This is a genomic window from Rothia sp. HMSC065D02 (assembly GCF_001815285.1).
In the GTDB taxonomy this organism is placed as follows: Bacteria; Actinomycetota; Actinomycetes; order Actinomycetales; family Micrococcaceae; genus Rothia; species Rothia dentocariosa.
The window spans coordinates 63915-82770 of the sequence record NZ_KV820074.1; the positions used below are offsets into that span (position 1 = coordinate 63915).

Consider the following 18856-nt stretch of genomic DNA (forward strand, 5'->3'; position numbering starts at 1 on the left):
CACATAAACAACCGGGAAAAAGACGTCATCCCACACATCAGTATAAAAACCCATAATATTTCTACTCCTTAATCAAAATAAACGCTCATCATGATGCGGAAATAAAAAATTTGAGGGTCATCCATGAAGTGGCAGTACCCCAATCATAAATAACCCTCAATATATACGAACGTGCTTATATACTATTCTGTATCGTCAACATCTTCACTATGCACCAGGTGCACCTTTGAGGCAAGAGCAGGGTCATAAAACGGTGATTCAGGATAATACCGAGGATCAGCAACATAGATACCCGTAGCCTGCGGATCATGGTTTATAACCCCACCAAAGAGCTGACCTGTCTTATCGTAGAGAGGGTCCGGGGCACCGTTCGGGAAATTCCTTCGCTGTTCTTCCTCAAAATCAGACCACGGATACCGCACACCCTCACCGGCAATCATCACATTCTCAGCACCCATCAGCTCCTCAAACTGCGGAATATACGAGGTGGGAAGACCAACACCATATCCCACCACCACAGGATACTCTTCATAGATATACCCACGAAGATCAGAATAGTAGTAGCTCATACGTTCAGCTAATTGAAGCGCATACTCCGGGGCATAAAAAGGCGAACACTCTTCCCGTACGCTAAAGAGATCTTCAAAGTTCTCATAGAATACAAAAAGACCCTGACGCATATCATTCCAATCAGCTTCCTCAACAGCATCTTTAACCCAAAACCCATTCACCCACTGATCTGGAGCAATATTAAACCCAAGCGCTCGTAAAAGCCTGCGCCCGAGTTCATGCGAACTATCTACCCCGGCACAATCCACCTCAACAATAAACCACCCCTGTTCCTGCAGGCGAGGCTTCATGATTTTCTCCCAGTACCCGCTCTCCCGAGTGAACACAGGAACAATGAACTCATCTTTATATTCGCGTTTGTATGCCATTATGACCTCCCTTAAAAGATCCGAACAAAGGTTTCATAATGATCTGGAGTGTAGTACATACTCCCGTCAGACCCCACAATTAAACGCTCTTCACCTGCAGCACTCATTTGATTAGGAATACGTGCTCGCCTCCTAACCTTGTATTTCGTATACTCTATCTCATTCCCAGCGTAATCATGCGTGGGAAGGATACGAGCTTCCTTATTATCAAAAGGCAGAGGATCCGGCACATTCCCAAAACCCTCAGGCTTATGATCCTTATTTTTCCAGTACACTTTCCCATCTTCATAAAGAGATTTAGCCGTTGGAACCACATCATCAGGAATTGTTCCGGTGTACTCATCCAGATTAGTCACTATAAATTTATGAGAACCAACCTGAGCCTCAACCGTATTACCATGTCGGGTAACATCCCTAAAACCAGTCATCGCCGTATCTAGATTAGGCTCACCAACTTCAGGACGCCACAGGGCAAACCTAGGTTCACCTTTAGATAGATCGGCGGGAGAATGCTGCCCATTGAGCTTTTTGTAGTAATCATCCCTCAATTTCCTAGCTTCGTCGAACCCGTACACGCTGTACGTTCCAGGCTCTTCAGAAGGCACATACCGAGAGCTGTCCTTAGTACTCGTCACAAGAGTCTTTTTGAAATCATCACCAGCAAGATATGTGGCCGTCTGATCACCATTTTGCAGCTTAGAACCCGGAGGATGCTCCACCCAAGATACATGCCTGTCAGCCGTAACAGGATTCTCCAATGCCGTAGAATCACCCGCCACACCTTTTGCTGGAGGCAACCCTTCAACCTTTGGTTCCTCAACAGGTTTCAGCTGCACCTCAGGCTCACGCACACCACCAGGCTTAACAGCCTGCATACCAGCAGCACCAGACCCAGCACCCGAAGCAGGCGGAACCTCGCCCACCTGCGGAGCCTCCACAGGCTTCACCGGAACCTGCGAAGCACCACGAGAAGCGCCAGAACCCTCTACCGGAGCAACCTGCGGAACATCAACACGCGACACCGCAACCGGCGGAACCTCCGTCGCAGAGCGAGCACCACCAGCACCAGCAACAGGCTTAACCTCGATCTTAGGGTAACGAGTTTCCTGCAACTCTCGCGCAGGAGATTTCAGAATTCCGTAACCGGCATCACCAGGCTTTAGGCGGGTGTAAAAACCAGATTCGCCTGCTTGAAGAATTTTACTCTCTGCGGCACCAACTAACCTAGTATCGAACTTAGCCATTGAGGAAGGGGCTTGCCCAGGAATAGACAAACGACCACCACTTGTATTAAATTCGACACCTTTGCCAGACCGAACAACCCTATATACACGACCTATTAGCATAAAGAGTGCTTCGCTACCAGCACCTATCAAACCGTCTATTTGTAATTGCCTAGGGTCAATCTTTCCATTTTCCCATCGCTGGATAATCCACGAGGTGCCAACTCCCCCAAGATACCCTGCAGCGAACGGGCTCAAAGGGGTACCGAGCATCATCACTGACAGAATCATGACTGCGCCATTACGCAGTTCTTCTGGATGAGAATTTATCCAGCCTACTGGGTCTTTAAGGAAGTCTTCCCAGAATTTATTCCAATCATCAATAGAACTGGACCAAAAACGATTCCATTTGTGTTTAACGTCTTCCCAAAACTTATTTAAGGCGTCTCGTTGCACATCTCCGTTCTTAACACGTCGTATATATTCCGTCATCACCTCAACCGGAATAGGCTCTAATCCTGTGGGGTCGTGCAAATTCACCGGATCACCCGATGCAAACAGATACGACGCACCCATATACCCCGCCCCGACCACAGGCTCCACAGGATCCGGCGACAAAAACCCAGCCGTCACAGGATCATACAAACGCGCACCCATCAACTCACCACCAACGGTTGCTAACGCGCCCTGAGCCGTCAAACCCACACCAGCAGGCAAACCCGGCAACCCATTACCAGCAGCTGCAGTGGTGTTGCTTCCCCAAGTTACCGGGGAAGCGGTACCGAAGATATCCGTGCCAAAACTATATACTCCCGCACCTGTACCGGTGAGGATACTATCGCGCCCGCCAAGCACAGACCCCGCCGAAACTACCTCGGTAACACCAACACCCACCAACGAAGCAACATCAGGTACCGTCGTATCCCACACCAGCGGCGAGACAACAGCCCCCTGCCCATCCTGCTGACTCCCAACAGCCACCGGCATATTCCGAACCGACGATGCCGCAAACCACACCGTCGAGTTACCCGTCAGGGAATCCTCACCACCAGCAGCCACATGACTGCCCAGCAAAGACTCAGGGGTGTGGTTGATGCGCTCCACCCGCTCTAAAGAACCCAGAGCATCCCAGCCCCACGTCACAGCAGCACCAGTATGATCAGTCGCCCCGGTACGGAAACCCCGCACATCATAGGAATACTGAATCGACCCTGTACACACCAAAGATGACGCATCTAAACCGGCTAGATCCTCCACCACACCCGCAACAGGTGCAACGGAAGAACCACCATCCTCCAGCGCCTCATACAGGCGTACCGTCTGCACCCGCTCCCCCACATAGGAAAACGCACGCACCCGAACCAGGACACCTTCCTGATGGGTTTCTTCCCTCATAAGCAACCCGACCGGATCATACACCCACACCACCGACACATCATCCGAACTCACCGCACGGATCAACCTGCCGGAAGCATCATAGGCGTACTCACACCAGGAACCCTTAACGGTATCTTCCACCCGAGTAATCTTCCCCGCAGGATTCCGGCGTACCCGCACACCCTGCACCATACCCGACGATGAACCACTAGGCTCGTCGGCCTCACCGAGAACTTCCTCGGTGTACCCCATAACGGCTCCGGACGTATCACGCACCCACGAAGAGATACACTCCCCAACCTGAACACGTTCCAAATACCCCAGCGCATCATAAGCAAACTCAGCCACGCCAGGCTTATCGCCAACACTCGATGAGTCCTCTACCCCGATACCGGCAGGGATCTGCTGCGTAGACCTAATACGCCCGCCCGGAGAATACCCATACACGGTAGAACCATACGGAGTAGTTCGCTGAACCACATTCCCATCAGCATCATAGGAGTACGCTAGACTCCACGCACCCGTAGATGCGAACACCTCAGCCGCAGAAGCATTTTCGGCAGCGGATACTCGATTACCCGCTGCAAAGAACGCCGTATCAGAAACCTCATCCCCGAGTTTCGGGGCAGAATCCACCCTCACCAAACGTCCCAAAGCATCTGAGACATAGGTCGTCTGGACATACACATCAGCTTCGGATTCCGCGCCATCTGAGACACCGATAGAAGACCTACCAGCAGTTGTTGTTGCACTCGCGTTAGCAGAACCAACGGTGGTTGTTGCTGTAGCGACCGTAGCAGCTGCAGACCGTTGAGCGCCCAGCCGTGCCAGGTTCTCCCCCGCCAGATAATCCTTCACCGTCAGGCACCGACCGGCTCGATCCCGCACCCACGCACACGCCAACTGGCCCAAGCGCTCACCTGGCTTAGCCACATGCATACTCGCCACCTCACCGGCGCCATCATACGCATACGACACCCGCGAACCATCCGGGTTCATGACTTCAGTGCACCGGTGCGCGCCATCATACGCATACTTGGTCACCGCCCCGAATGAGTCCGTAACCGACACCACATTCCCCACCGCATCATAGGCATACGAAGTCGTCGCAAAACCCTCAGACGTAGCTACCCGACGCGCTAGCAAACGCCCCGCACCGTCATAATCAAAAAAGCATGTTCCACCCACGCCGGAAACAGCCTTAACCACACGCCCACACGCATCATAGGAGAACGACCGGGTGCCCCAAGCAGCATCCACACACCGCACCACACGCCCGGCAGCATCATAGGCATACCTGCCCACCAGCTTAGTCCCAGCACGACGCTCCAGCAGACGCCCACAGGCATCATACACAAAAGACTCCACTACCACGCCAGCACGAGTCTTCGCCACCAAACGCGAATCCGCATCATACCGATACTCAGTCATCACCCCATCAGCATCTGTCACTGAGGCAACCCGACCACACGCATCATACGAATACTCCGTCACAGCCCCCGAGGCACTCACCTGCCTGAGCACCCGCCCGGCGGCATCACACACCTCACCCGAAACCTGACCAGCAGCATCAGTGCACGTCCGCAACGCATGGGCACCGGGGACCCTCACCAGATTCTCTGTCGGATCCTGTACACGAACAGGCTCTGAAGCACCCTGACGATGCGCGGGCTCCCGATCCCCTTCACCCGAGGAGGCAGTCGTAGTGTTAGTCAAAAACTGATACGCCCACGACGTGACTGCCCCAGACGGGTCACTACTGCTCATCACCCGGCCCAGCGCGTCAAATCCCACCGTCGCGGTGTTCCCAACACCGTCCTGATGCGTGATCTCACCGGCAGCACCATCTCGACTTACCCGTGTGAGCACACCCGTCGGATCGGTGTGCTCCACCAAAGTATCAGCAGCGTTATACCTGCTCGCCCACACATTCCCGGCTGGGTCAATCTTTTCTGTAACCCTGCCCATACCATCATGAACAAACTTCGTCACATGCCCTAACGGATCAGTCTCAGCAACCGTGTATCCCAGCTCGTTGATCTCACGCACGGTACGGGCACCATCAGGTGCCACCTGCGCAACCAGCTCCCCAGCGGCGTTGTACTCAAACCGGCGCACACCCCCAACCGCATCCGTGATACTGGCGACTTTACCCGCAGGAGTATATGTATATACATTTGGGTTCCCCACCGGGTCAATCACCCGAACAGGACGCGAGGCAACGTCATACTCAACCCGCATAGTTGCCCCCGATGGAGAGATCACCGCCACCGGTCGATCTTGGGCATCATACTCAACTTTGAGCATGTCGCCCACAGCGTTAAGCACCCCGGTCAGATTCCCCCGAGCATCATAGGAAAGCCGCGTCAAGACCCCTGTCGGATCTGTCACTGACGATATCTGCCCCGCCGACGTATAGGTATACCGGCTGGTGGCACCATCAGTCGTCACCGCAACCGGCTGACGCGAAAAACCCTCCTCAGCATACTCATATGAAATAACCTTCACAGGAGCATCTTTACGAATCCACTCATCCTTCGAGCCATATGTCCGCTTGTGAACCGGTCGGTCCAAGTCGTCATACTCGGTAATACTCATCGCACCTGTAGAAGCAAGCTCCTTCACCACAAGCCCACGAGTATTCGCAGACCGCACCGTCCGCGACCCTTCAAGGTCGGTCACCTGAATCCGGTTCCCAAACGCGTCATAAATAAACCGAACCGTAGACCCTTCCGCCGACGTAACCGAGACTAATCGCCCTTTACTATCAGACACCCACGTATTCGGATGCAGCGCCCGCTCAGCAGTATCCGCAGTACCAGAGTCCTCAGAATCGATCTCCAGGGTGTTCTCATGAGTACCGGTGGTAATCTGCGTAATCCCACCCGGCAAATACGTATAGTCAATCACACGACCATGCTCACTGACCTGCTGGGTAACACGCCCCGGATTATCCGGATCCCCATACACATTAGTCACCTCACGCACGCCGCCAGTGCCCGTGACCGTCTGCACCAAGCCATCCTCGGTATGCGTATACACGCGCGAGGCAACCACAACGCCGCAAGCCGCAGCAGTACCACCCTTGACAGCACTCTCAGGCTCATCCACGGGATCGGATGTTGTCTGCGAGGCTAGGGCGCAGGTTGTCGCCTCTGCCAGATGTCCCGTCTCACTATAGGCATACTCCACCCGAGATCCAGCCCCAGTAACAGCCACCGCACGCCCAGAAACATCATCATACGAGAGGCGGATAGCCTTACCGAAAGCACCCACCATAGCCCGCACACGAGAGGAAGAACCACTATTGGAAGCGTCCTCATAGATAGCGGCAACCGCAGAACCAGGTTCCGACCCCCACGAGCCCAGCCAGGCACCGCCCCGCGTATAGTAATGGTACTGCCCGGTATTATTCGACACCGCATAAAACTCACCGCCAGAGACCGCTTGGTCAGAATGCTCAGCGGCCAAAGAAATCACAGCAGCAAACCCAGCACGCGCAGCCTGCACACGCACGCCATCGTTAGCCTCATCATGAACAGCACCATTCTCAGAATCAGAAGCCTGAGACGCAGACGAATCCGCTGGGTTCACCGTATATCGATGCAGCCACCACGCCTCCCCAGCAGCCCGAGCAAATCCAGCTCCAGAACGGGCAAAGAAAACCTGCCGTCCGTCAACATCAGCCCACACCACGCCCGAAGCAGTAAACCCCAAATGCGTATCCACCGTAGAAGACCACCCAGGCCCAAACGCACCCACCGGAGCCGCATACCCCTCATGCGTAGACGCCGCCCCAGCAGCAGCGATACTGTTATACATCCGCACCAACGACACAGACCCGACAGAAAGATCCCGCTCTTCCTCAATGAAATTCCCCGTCGCCACATTCACGGGATCGTTTGCATAACCACTCGATGGCTGAGCACCATAAACCTGAACATCCGGTACATGAAGACGTTTACGACCAGCGCTCACGCCAGCTTGTTGCAAAGAAGCCGTCAAAGCAGCATCTGAGACCGTAAAATGCACTCCGGCTCCAGCCTGACGGAATGCTTGAGCAACCTGAGATATCCAAGTAGCATCATGCGTATTATCGATAAGCCATTCCATAGTGGCTTTCAGAAGACCGTCGATAACAAGCATTCCCCACTGACACTCGGTTAAATACCGGTTGTACGCAGTGTCAATAGAGGAAAAATAAAATTCCATATCAGGGTTAAGAGTGTCTTGTATAAAAGAAACATATTTTTCCAAAGCAGCTGGTTCAGCTGAGGAGACCCCTGCCGATGACTCAATCCTGTTAGCTAGTTTCTCGCTAGAAGTCATGGATGTATCAATTTCCGTGCTCCGTTTACCTTCAGGATCATCAGGGTTAACAACAATATTTGGTTCTTCAGAAGCTACATAGGAAGGCTTGGGATAATATGATCCAACCCGGTCTTTGCCACGACCGTTATTAACCTGCTTAGTTGTATTTAATTCTGCTTCACGTGCTTTACGCCGGTTCTCCTGTTCAATCTCAGCAGCATGTGCGATCTGTTGAACAGCCTTAGCTGCACGCCTACAGGCATCTGCTAAGCGTTTTGCATCATCCATGCATTGTCCATAGTTGAGGACAAACAACGTAGCATACTGACCCCGAAATTCTTGTGCGGCATGCATACCTTCAGTACGGATTTTTCCATAATAACTTTCCAACTTGTCAGCGGCACTATTAAAGGTATTTGCTAATGCAGCAGCTTCAACTTGTTTGTATTTCAGCTCGCTGGTGTTTACATGGTAGTACTCATTGGTCAGGTCTTCTTGCATGCGCCAAACTCTTTCCGGAAGAAGGCTTAATAGTGAAAATACCTTTTCATCTTACAAGGGTTCTTGAAAATAATCTGTACTTTCGGTAGAGGATTATAAAAATGTTCAAAATTTTTTACTACGATTTCATGTTCTTGAAGTCCTCCTTCTTTGGAGTTCAAAACCCTATATGCCATATGTGCATGCACATAGAAGAGCGGCCCTTCGGTCATGGTGACCGGAGAGCCGCTCGATGGGTGAAGCTATGTTTTAGGATCAGCGCAGCAGCCAACCATAGATGCGTCTATTTCGTGCTTGCCTCGCGGGCTGCCTCTTCGACTGCCACCCATGAGAGCATCGCACATTTGACGCGGGCCATAAACTTTGAGACCCCGGAAAATGCCGCCATATCGCCGTATTCTTCCTCATCCAGAGTAATCTGACCGCGCGAGCGCAGCATCTCGCGGAACGCATCCACATGGTTCTGCAGCTCCCCCACAGTCATGCCCGGTGCCATCTCAGAAAGTACCGATGCCGCCGCCATCGAAATGGAACAGCCGTCGCCTTCCCACGAGACTGATTCGACAACCTTTTCGCCGTTTTTCTGCTCATCAGAAAGCACGAGACGCAGGTTGATTTCATCTCCGCAGGTGGGGTTGTACTGGTGGTTGTCGGCGCTGGCGTGGCCGGCGGGTACCTCCACCAGGTGTTCGCCGGTGCGCTGCTTTGAGTGTTCCAGAATAATGTCTTGGTAGAGCGATTCTAGCGACATGAATTATCCAATCCTGTGTATATGAGTAACGGCTTCTTTACAGCCCGAAGTAGGGGCGTACCTCGGCGAGCGCGGCAAGGAATGCATCTATGTCTTCGGTGGTGTTGTAGAGGTATGCGGAGGCGCGGGTCGAGGCCGTCAGCCCGGCGCCGCGGTGCAGCGGCTGGGCGCAGTGGTGACCTACGCGCACGGCGATGCCTTTCGTATCGAGCAGCTGTCCGGCGTCGTGCGGGTGTACCCCGTCGATGCCGAGGGAGACGAGCCCGGCGCGTTTGTTCGGGTCGGTGGGTCCTAAAAGGCGCACGCCCTCAATGTTCTGCACGCCAGCCACGAGCCGCGCGCCGAGTTCTTGTTCCCAAGCGTGTACGTTGTCCATGCCGAGGTGCTGCAGGTAGCGTACTGCCTCGGCAAAGGCGACGGCTTGGGAGACGCGCTGGGTTCCCGCTTCAAATTTGATGGGGGCGGGCATATAGTCGGCGTCTTGGAGTTCGACGCGGGTGATCATGGAGCCGCCGGTGAGGAATGGGGGCAGGGCGTCGAGGAGTTCGGCGCGACCGTAGAGTGCGCCGATGCCGGTGGGGGCGAGCATTTTGTGCCCCGAGAATGCGGCGAAATCGACATCGAGTGCGGGGAAGTCTACCGGCATGTGGGGTACGGATTGGCAGGCGTCCAGGACAGTGAGGGCACCGACTTTTTGGGCGAGTGCGACGAAGCGCGGCACATCCGCAATGGCGCCGGTGACGTTGGAGACGTGGGTGAAAGCGAGTATGCGGGTTTTCTCGGTAACGAGTTCGGCGGCGGCTTCGTAGTCGATCTGTCCGTCGTCGGTGGCGGGGATGTGCTTGAGGGTTGCGCCGGTGCGTTGGGCGAGGATCTGCCAGGGTATAAGGTTGGCGTGGTGTTCGATTTCGGTGGTGAGAATTTCATCGCCGGGTTTCAGGGCAAAACGCTGGGCTTTTTCGCCGCCGAGTCCTTGGGAGGCGTTGCCTATTGAGTAGGCGACAAGGTTGAGCGCTTCGGTGGCGTTGGAGGTCCAGACGATGTTTTCGTCGCGGGCTCCTACGAAGGCGGCAACGGTGGTGCGGGCCTGCTCGAAGAGTTCGGTGGCTTCAACGGCAAGAGTGTGCGCGCCGCGGTGTACCGCAGAGTTGGCGTGCAGGTAGAAGTTGCGTTCGGCATCGAGAACTTGGAGTGGTTTTTGGCTGGTGGCGCCGGAATCGAGGTAAACGAGCGGGTTGCCGTTGACGACGGTGCTGAGAATAGGGAAGTCTGCGCGCAGCGCTCGCACGGTGTCGTCGTTGAGCGGCGTGTTGGCGGGGACTGAGTATTCTGCCACGGTTGTTCCTTTTCTCTTGACCGGTTTCAGGCGCGCCGCATGGCTTCGAGACCCCCTGCTGCTAGCACGTTAGGTCGGGGCTGTACGCCCGGGCTTAGTGTCTGTGGGGCTATAACGTCATGCTTTTCTAGCTTATTCCTTGGCGCGAGCAAAACCTAGTTAGGTGTGTGCAACAGCCTAGGAAATCTGCCTCACCATAGCTACGGGCGTAACGGGGCGTCATGTTTACTGCGGGGCGCACCCGGCAGATGTAATGTAGAGGCACCGAATTGTGCGGTTTGTTGAGCGTCCGTGCCCTGCACATATTTAGGATGCGCTGTGAAAGCGCTGCTGCGCCGCCGTCAACCCGTCGGTAATAAGCATGGCGACCGCATCGACGGAGTTGTCGATCAGGAACGGCAGGTCTTTGGCTTCGGCTGCCGTGAAGGGTTTGAGCACATAGTCGGCGGTGTTCATGCGCCCGGGTGGGCGACCGATGCCAGTGCGCACACGGTAATAATCTTTGGTGCCTAGCGCCTTGGTAATATCGCGCAGGCCGTTGTGGCCGCCTTCTCCCCCACCAATTTTGAGTTTGATGGTGTCGAAGGGAATATCAAGCTCGTCGTGCACCACGATTATGTGATCGGGGTCGATGCCATAGAATTTTGCGACCGCAGATACGGGCCCGCCCGAGGTGTTCATGTACCCGAGGGATTTCATGAGTACAACCTTGGGGCCGCCTATGCCTAGGCGACCTTCGACGACTACAGCGGATGCTTTGGAATGCTTCTTGAAGGTGCTGCCCATTTCATGGGCGATTTTATCGAGCACCATCTGCCCGATGTTATGGCGGGTTTTCGCGTATTGCGGTCCGGGGTTGCCCAGGCCGACGATGAGCCACGCATCAGACATGTTCTCGTGTACCTTCCTGCGGGTTATAGGGTGAGGAATAAAAAATGCTCGGTAGAGACTACTCGGTAAACCGGATAAAACTATGGACGGGTTAGGCGGTTACTAGTCGGCTATCTCGCACCTGAGCCAAACGGTAAAGATGGGTGTACGCCGTAAGTTGGCGGGGAATATGGAAGCGGCTCGCACCCGCCAGAAGCAGATACGAGCCGTACCGTTGCCGAAAAACCTCTAAAGCGGGTTCCGGCGTAAACGTTGATGCGCCGCGCGCTCCTTCGTCTACCTAACCTTAGTCGACGAACAGCAGGTCGATGTGCTGCAGTTCAGGGCGGATCGGGTGACGCTGAATATCCTGCACGCGAGTCTTGAACTGTTCACCATCAACCTCGATCACCAGAACGACGTCCTTGTTACGAACAGCCAGGGTGGTCTCGTGGCCGGGAAGGGTCACGTGCTTAGGCTCTTTGCCATTGCCGTAGATAACGGCAGGGATATCACCAACAGCGCGGATGCGGCGTGCATAGCCCTTACCGAAATCGGTGCGGGGCTCGGCAGTAATTTTAATTTCAGACATGGTAATCTCCAATCTTTGATGATGGGTAATGCGCCAAGAGAATAATGGCGCAAATCATGGGATTCCATGCGCCACCTCGTCGATAACGGCAGAACCTGCCCTCGCCTTGGCTAACACTATATTCTTACAGATTTTCCAGATACGAGCAAGGATAGTTTTTCCTAGTTCCAGACTCGCACCCCAACATCAAGCGTTGCTGAGGATCCTCAGATACTCGGCGAGCGCTCCACGGTTATCGCAAGGTCGTCTGAAAACTTAAAATATATTAACAAACCGCCCTCGCCCCCATACATCATCAAGATGTGGCTGACTGCGTTTTACGTTTTGCAAAATTACATATTTGGAATTTCGAGAACACTCTCATTTTTAGTGCTTGAATCGAAACAGAAAAAATACTACCCTGTTTTCAAATGACGTTGAATAAACGACCAAAAACCAAGAAAAACAACTAAAACCCAATAAATACAACTTAAGGAGACAGCATCATGGCAAAAGATTTGAATGTGTTCGATAAAGAGTACGGTCTTTTGATTAACGGCGCGTGGACGAGCCCCGGCACGCTTTTGGATTCCTACAATCCCGCCAACGGCGAAACACTGGCGAAATTTACCGACGCGTCCGACGCTGATGTCGATGCCGCCGTCGCCGCCGCGCAGGAAGCGTTCAAAACATGGCGCAAGACCACCACAACCGAACGCGCCGCCATACTCAACAAAATCGCCGATGTGATTGACGAAAACTTGGAATTGTTCGCCTTGCAGGAAACGCTGGACAACGGCAAACCCATCCGCGAAACCCGCGCCGCAGACATCCCACTGGCTTCCGACCATTTCCGTTATTTCGCCAGCGTCATCCGCGGCGAAGAAGGCACCGCAACCCAACTTGACTCCGAAGACCTGTCCATCGTATTGCGCGAACCTATCGGCGTCGTCGGTCAGATTATTCCGTGGAACTTCCCCTTCCTGATGGCGGCTTGGAAAATCGCACCCGCGCTCGCCGCAGGCTGTACCATTGTCATCCACCCGTCTTCCAGCACTTCGCTGAGCCTGTTGTCGTTCGCCCAAAAAATCAACCACCTGCTGCCTAAAGGCGTGCTGAACATCATTACCGGACGTGGTTCAAAATCCGGCGAATACATGCTGCACCACAAAGGCTTCAACAAACTCGCCTTCACCGGCTCGACCGAAATCGGCCGCCGCATCGGTATCGCTGCCGCCGAAATGCTCATTCCCTCTACCTTGGAGCTGGGCGGCAAATCCGCCAACATCTTCTTTGACGACATGCCGTTCGACAAAGCCCTCGAAGGCGCGCAAAAAGGCATTTTGTTCAACCAAGGCCAAGTGTGCAGCGCCGGCTCGCGTATCTTCGTACAAGAAGGCATTTACGACAAATTCGTCAACGCCTTGGCGGAAGAGTTCAAGAAAATCAAAGTCGGACTGCCTTGGGAAGACGATACCCAAATGGGTTCGCAAGTCAACGCCGGCCAGCTTGAAACCATTTTGAAATATGTCAAAATCGGTGAGCAGGAAGGCTGCCGCATCATCACCGGCGGCAAAAAACTCGAAGGCGAATTGGGCAAAGGCGAATTTGTCGAGCCGACCTTGATTGAGGCTGACAACAACAACGCCCGCGTTGCCCAAGAAGAAATCTTCGGACCGGTTGCCACCGTGATTAAATTCAAAACCGAAGAAGAAGTCGTCAAAATGGCCAACGACAGCGAATACGGCTTGGGCGGCGCTGTTTGGAGCAAAGACATCAACCGCTGCCTGCGCGTCTCCAACGCACTGGAAACCGGTCGTGTCTGGGTGAACTGCTACAACCGCCTGCCCGCAGGCGCACCGTTTGGCGGCTACAAAACTTCAGGCATCGGCCGCGAAACCCACAAAATGATGCTCGCCGCCTACACGCAGGTGAAAAACATCTACATTTCCACCCGCGAAGAGCGCGAAGGGTTATATTAATTGCCTGCTGAACGCTGATTGATATGGAGAAGAGGTCGTCTGAAAATCCGGATTCGGGTTGAACTGCCCCCATCTTGAACGCTCATAAAAACCTCTTCAGGCGCTCCGCATAAGCTGGGTTCTGTATGCAACAGAACCCAGCTTTTTCAATTTCAAACTGCAGCGCTCCCGCAGTCCCCCTGCGCTACATACTTTGAACCATAAAATGGTCGTACGTAAGTTCCTATACCCTGGCGTACGATATAGTACGCCTTAATCGGAGTGCAGTATCGTTCCTTTGTCGGCAGGCTTTGTGCAGCATTGTCCCCACCATGTCGCTGTTGGCCCTGCGGCTCACGACGTAAGCGACGATTTCGCGGTTGAACAGGTCCACTACCGGTGAGAGATACAGTTTGCCGTCGCTTTGGCCAACACTATATTCTTACAGATTTTCCAGATTTGAGGCGGGCACGCAAGGAATCCCAAGGATTTCGCTTTTGCTCCCCTGCGCCTGCCGCACGCCGCTTCACCGGCAGCGCCGCCGAAGCAAGCATCAAAAGCACACAAACCCAGAAGATGACCTGCAGCTGATTCTTATAGGGTGCATCATAGGTCAAATTCACCTCATATGTTCCTGCGGGTAAAACAGTCTTGATGTATCGCCCCGGCCCGGCAGACAGCGCCATCGCGTGGCATTTCTGGGTGTTTTCAGCGTCGCAAAGTTTGCCCGTCCAGCCGGTGTAATACGATTCGTTCAGGGCGACTTCGGTTTGATGCTCAACCTCAACCCGGTACGATATCTTGCCGAACCTGCTGTACGAGAGTGGGGTGTACTCTAACCCTGCGCAGCGGCCTTCCTTGAGACAGGCATCGGAAAGATCCGCGAAGGATCCGCCCGAAAGCGGCACCACGGCACCGGCAGCGGCATAGAACCGAATAAAGTCATTACCCTTTTCGCCTTTGAACGCCTTATGCTGTTCGCGCAGTGCCGAGCTTCCTTGAACATTGGCGTATCCGCTCAGGGAATCGGTGCAGGTGAAGGCGCCTCCCAGAGCAATATTATCGTGGTCCCAATCTTTGACGGGCTGATCGGAAACGCGACGTTCAGGGCGACGCGTGTAGTTCTGCTCGCACGCCTGGTTTTGGTGCATAAGCTGCGAAATCTCAGCCCCGTAGTGCCCGACCTCAAGTCGTTCACGCGCCGAAGCCCACGTGCTTGTCACCGAGTAGGCGAAATTCAGCCCGGAGGCTACCGACAGGCAAAGCATCAGGACGCCCAAGGTTCGGGCTGAACTCTGCCGTGCAAACCGCCATAAACCGTGTGTATAGTTCGTTACAGCAACCGCCGTTAGAGCAAAAAGTACCACCGGCACGAGCATCAGCACGAGGCGAGGACCGCTCAGATTCCACGACAGCGACAGGCCGAAAATCACGATGGCGGCAGCAACGATCGAGCATCCCACCAGGATGCGACGGCGCGACACGTTGCCTTCAAAAAGCCGTTTAAGTCCCAGGCTGCCCAGAATAATCATGGTAAGCGGCACGAAGTTTTTGAAATCGTTAATCCAGAAACGGCTCAGGCTCATACCCGGAATATTCCACAGGAGCCTGGGTGCGAAGGTCGCCAGCCCCAACAGCAGAATTGACAGCCCGCCCAGCAGATAGAGCGGCAGGTTACGCCGTGAACGCCACGGCACGAAGGTGAGGGCGAGCAGAAGTGGAATCACGATAAAGAAGGGGCGCATCGCAATATCCGAGCTCATGGCCGGGTTGTCGTACGGGTAAATGAGTGAGGCCAGGTTTGGGAAAGTCAGGTGAATGCGCTGCGGGCTCCAGTCGCGCTGCCCGGTTCCCGACAGTAGCGCCGGAACATATTTGACGATGCTCAACGGTAGCGCGATGAGAATGCTGACGATGACACGCCATATCCAGGCGCGGCTTCGAGAGACGATCATCCACCCGATGCCCCACCCACCAATACACACGGCAGCGGCGATCAGCTGCCCCGGGTATATGCCGACGAAACTCTGCCACAGGATTAAGACCGCAAGCGGAATCCCGTAGCGTTTATGCCACGCCCATAACGGAGAGATGACGAGCAGGACCCAGGGCCAGTAGGCGGCGGCACGGTGAAAATCCAAGAATTGGGCGTTTGCAAAGATCGCCGGGGCAAAGAATTGCCCCACGAGGGCGATCAGCGAAACAAGGTGGTGCCCGGTCAGCTGACGGACCAATATGTACATGCCCACCGCGCCAAGACCCGCGAGCACCGCCGACGTGATAGACGATACCGTAGGGCTCCACGGCGAAATACCGTTTGCGATGCCCTGCGGCAGCACATACGATCCGCCCTGAATATTACTCCCGGCGGGGCGACCCATCCAGGTGTAGGCAACCCATTCGGGCGGGTTGAAAATCCCGCCGTTATTCCACCAATAGTAAGAATCTGAGAGGTAGTGGGCATTCGCGTCGCCGTTAACCACCGTCAGACGCATGAAGTATGACCAGTAGGTGATAACCTCAAGCGCGATTACAAGGAGTGCAACCTGTATACCCTGGCGTGCGAGAAGGTCACGGATTTTAGTCTTCACGTGCCCCGCCTAGCTGGTGCAGATACTCGGCGAGCGCATCGCGGTGATCGCGCGGGGTGAATCCGGCAGCAATAAGTTTTGAAAGATCCAGGGCAGAGTTGGCGGGGCGCGGGGCGAAGACCTGGGCGTTGGCGAAGTATTCCTCAGTGGTGGTGTTGCTTACTCGGGCGGCATCGTGACCGGTTCCAGTGTAGACGGCTCGGGCAAGATCTGCCCAGGTGATAACCTCGCCGCTATTTGACACATGGTAGGTGCCGTAGGGTGCACCGGTAAGCAGCAGATGCAGTGCTGCCCCCGCCAAGTCTTGGGTGAAGGTGGGGCGCCCCCACTGATCCGCCACGACGGCAGGATTCACGCCGCGTTCGGCCAGCGATGCCATAGTCGCCACAAAATTTTTGCCCTCGCCGACCACCCAGCTGGTGCGCAGCAGGTAGTGTTTGCGCCATGCGGTCGCGGCGCTCTCCCCCGCCGCTTTGGAGGCGCCATATACGCTCAGCGGGGCGATGGGATGCTCCACCGAGTATTCTTGCCCTACCGGCAGAGTTCCGTCGAAGACATAGTCGGTGGAAACATGCACGAGAGGAATATTCGCTTCTTCGCAGACGCTCGCTAGGGCGGCGACTCCGTGAGCGTTGGCAGCCCAGGCTTCGCGGCGCCCCTCGGGGGTTTCGGCGTTATCCACTGCGGTGTAAGCGGCGGCATTGATGACCGCACGGTATGACCGCCAGCGGAAGGCGTTTCGCCATTTTTCGGGGGTACCGAGATCGAGCTGATCACGATCCACCGCCTCAAAGGGGATATTCTGCGCGGTCAGCTGGCGCACGAGTTCACGCCCGAGCTGCCCGCTTGCACCCACAATCAGAAGAGGGTCGGGGGTAAGCGGGGTGATCTCATGTAAGCGCGGGTGTTTGCGGTCCTTCTCGGAAAGCTCAGCCTGCGCCAGGTCGATAGGCCAGTCGATGGCGGTGCTTTCGTCCGCGAGGTTCAGGAAGCTGTAGGCGGTGAGAGCATCCGCCGACCAATGATCGTTTACTAAGTAGGTGTAGGCGGTGTTTTCCTCTAGGGTTTGGAAGGCGTTGCCAACCCCGCGCGGAACGAAGATAGCGGTGTCGGGACCGAGTTCGACGGTCACGACCCGTCCGAAGCTCTCCCCCGCACGCAAGTCTACCCAGGCGCCGAAAATTCGGCCGCTCGCCACCGAAACGTATTTATCCCAGGGTTCGGCGTGAATACCGCGTGTGGTTCCTACCGAGGTGTTAAAAGAAATATTATTCTGCACCGGGTCAAAATCGGGCAGACCGGCGGCACACATTTTCTCACGCTGCCAGTTTTCCTTAAACCAGCCGCGATTATCGCCATGCACGGGCAGATCGATGACGAGCAGCCCCGGTATATCGGTTGCCCTTACGTTCAATTCTTTCGTCATTTACTGCCCCGCCTTCGCGTATTTAGCCTCAACTTCTGCCTTGAGCGGTTCCCACCAGGAACGGTTATCGGTATACCACGCGATGGTATCGGCAAGACCCGCCTCAAAGTCGGTGAACTGCGGTTCCCACCCGAGTTCTTCGCGCAGACGGGTGCCGTCAATGGCATACCGCATATCGTGCCCGGGACGGTCTATCACGTGCTCAAAGTCGTTCTCGTCTTTACCCATGAGGCGAAGAATAGTGCGCAACACGGTAATATTATTCTCCTCACCGTCTGCACCGATAAGGTAGGTCTCGCCAATTTTCCCGGATTCAAGGATGCGTAGCACCGCCGAAGAATGATCGGATGCGTGAATCCAGTCGCGCACGTTCAAACCCTCGCCGTAGAGCTTAGGAGTCAGCCCCGAGAGGATATTCGTAATCTGCCGGGGAATAAATTTTTCGATGTGCTGGTACGGCCCGTAGTTATTCGAGCAGTTCGAGATGGTCGCCTCAATCCCGAAAGAACGCACCCAGGCGCGCACCAGCAGATCCGAACCTGCCTTGGTGGAAGAGTACGGGGATGACGGGTTATAGGGCGTAGTTTCGGTGAACTTTGCGGGGTCCTCCAGCGCCAAATCGCCGAAGACTTCATCGGTCGAGATGTGGTGATAGCGGGTTCCGTGCCTGCGCACCGCCTCCAGCAGGGTAAACGTGCCGACCAGGTTGGTGTGAATAAAAGGTTCTGGGTTCGCCAGGGAGTTATCGTTATGGGATTCTGCGGCGTAATGGATGACTGCATCCGCCTGCGCTACGAGCTCGTCTGTGAGTTCACGGTCTGCAATATCGCCAACCATAAGATTAAATCTGGTGACATCAAGACCATCAAGCGAGGCTTTATTGGCGGCATAGGTCATTTTATCGAGCACTGTAACAGTGTGTTCAGTATTATCCAATAGATAATGAACAAAGTTAGAGCCAATGAATCCGGCACCGCCGGTAACGAGTAAGTGAGACATA

At 54.8% G+C, this 18856-nt stretch carries 10 protein-coding genes and 1 pseudogene; 1 reads left to right on the forward strand and 10 read right to left on the reverse strand.

Annotated features, from left to right (window positions below; translation table 11 throughout):
- Positions 1–182: 182 nt before the first annotated feature.
- From HMPREF3016_RS01565 to HMPREF3016_RS01590, 6 genes are all read right to left on the reverse strand, one after another.
- Complete coding sequence (locus HMPREF3016_RS01565; RefSeq protein WP_070739652.1) at positions 183–938, reverse strand: hypothetical protein; 756 nt, start codon at positions 936–938, stop codon at positions 183–185.
- Between the two features lie 11 nt (positions 939–949).
- Positions 950–8350: a DUF6531 domain-containing protein gene (locus tag HMPREF3016_RS01570; RefSeq protein WP_070739655.1), complete on the reverse strand. Its 7401-nt coding sequence runs from the start codon at positions 8348–8350 to the stop codon at positions 950–952.
- 283 nt (positions 8351–8633) lie between these two features.
- Complete coding sequence (sufU, locus tag HMPREF3016_RS01575) at positions 8634–9101, reverse strand: Fe-S cluster assembly sulfur transfer protein SufU (protein WP_048753443.1); 468 nt, start codon at positions 9099–9101, stop codon at positions 8634–8636.
- Positions 9102–9138: 37 nt separating this feature from the next.
- Positions 9139–10437 (reverse strand): aminotransferase class V-fold PLP-dependent enzyme, encoded by a 1299-nt coding sequence (locus HMPREF3016_RS01580; protein WP_070739658.1) that lies wholly within the window; start codon positions 10435–10437, stop codon positions 9139–9141.
- 306 nt (positions 10438–10743) lie between these two features.
- Complete coding sequence (gene pth, locus HMPREF3016_RS01585; protein ID WP_004006136.1) at positions 10744–11328, reverse strand: aminoacyl-tRNA hydrolase; 585 nt, start codon at positions 11326–11328, stop codon at positions 10744–10746.
- Between the two features lie 286 nt (positions 11329–11614).
- Entirely contained in the window at positions 11615–11899 is a 285-nt protein-coding gene (locus HMPREF3016_RS01590) for a 50S ribosomal protein L25 (protein WP_037231874.1), read from the reverse strand.
- 485 nt (positions 11900–12384) lie between these two features.
- On the opposite strand from HMPREF3016_RS01590, the gene HMPREF3016_RS01595 reads away from it, so the two are divergent.
- Positions 12385–13860, forward strand: a complete 1476-nt coding sequence (locus HMPREF3016_RS01595; protein WP_070450729.1) for an aldehyde dehydrogenase family protein — start codon at positions 12385–12387, stop codon at positions 13858–13860.
- A gap of 223 nt (positions 13861–14083) precedes the next feature.
- Here the strand turns inward: HMPREF3016_RS01595 and HMPREF3016_RS11450 are convergent.
- The 4 genes and pseudogenes from HMPREF3016_RS11450 to rfbB form a co-directional block, all read right to left on the reverse strand.
- A pseudogene (locus HMPREF3016_RS11450) lies at positions 14084–14281 on the reverse strand (DDE-type integrase/transposase/recombinase); the annotation flags it as partial.
- Positions 14274–16430 carry a Tat (twin-arginine translocation) pathway signal sequence gene (locus tag HMPREF3016_RS01600; protein WP_070450731.1) on the reverse strand — a complete coding sequence of 719 codons (2157 nt, stop codon included), beginning with the start codon at positions 16428–16430 and terminating at the stop codon, positions 14274–14276. The pseudogene HMPREF3016_RS11450 and the gene HMPREF3016_RS01600, both read right to left, overlap by 8 nt.
- Positions 16420–17856, reverse strand: coding sequence for a dTDP-4-dehydrorhamnose reductase (gene rfbD, locus HMPREF3016_RS01605; protein ID WP_070739661.1), 1437 nt, complete (start codon positions 17854–17856; stop codon positions 16420–16422). The genes HMPREF3016_RS01600 and rfbD overlap by 11 nt, the downstream gene beginning before the upstream one ends.
- Entirely contained in the window at positions 17857–18855 is a 999-nt protein-coding gene (rfbB, locus tag HMPREF3016_RS01610; RefSeq protein WP_070739664.1) for a dTDP-glucose 4,6-dehydratase, read from the reverse strand. It abuts the gene before it with no gap.
- Position 18856: the final 1 nt, after the last annotated feature.

What these genes read in the sequence shown, in the direction of transcription:
- HMPREF3016_RS01590 (WP_037231874.1), bottom strand. Translation starts at nt 11,899, where the DNA reads ATGTCTGAAATTAAAATTACTGCCGAGCCCCGCACCGATTTCGGTAAG.
- rfbB (WP_070739664.1), bottom strand. Translation starts at nt 18,855, where the DNA reads ATGTCTCACTTACTCGTTACCGGCGGTGCCGGATTCATTGGCTCTAAC.
- pth (WP_004006136.1), bottom strand. Translation starts at nt 11,328, where the DNA reads ATGTCTGATGCGTGGCTCATCGTCGGCCTGGGCAACCCCGGACCGCAA.
- HMPREF3016_RS01570 (WP_070739655.1), bottom strand. Translation starts at nt 8,350, where the DNA reads ATGCAAGAAGACCTGACCAATGAGTACTACCATGTAAACACCAGCGAG.
- rfbD (WP_070739661.1), bottom strand. Translation starts at nt 17,856, where the DNA reads ATGACGAAAGAATTGAACGTAAGGGCAACCGATATACCGGGGCTGCTC.
- HMPREF3016_RS01565 (WP_070739652.1), bottom strand. Translation starts at nt 938, where the DNA reads ATGGCATACAAACGCGAATATAAAGATGAGTTCATTGTTCCTGTGTTC.
- HMPREF3016_RS01595 (WP_070450729.1), top strand. Translation starts at nt 12,385, where the DNA reads ATGGCAAAAGATTTGAATGTGTTCGATAAAGAGTACGGTCTTTTGATT.
- sufU (WP_048753443.1), bottom strand. Translation starts at nt 9,101, where the DNA reads ATGTCGCTAGAATCGCTCTACCAAGACATTATTCTGGAACACTCAAAG.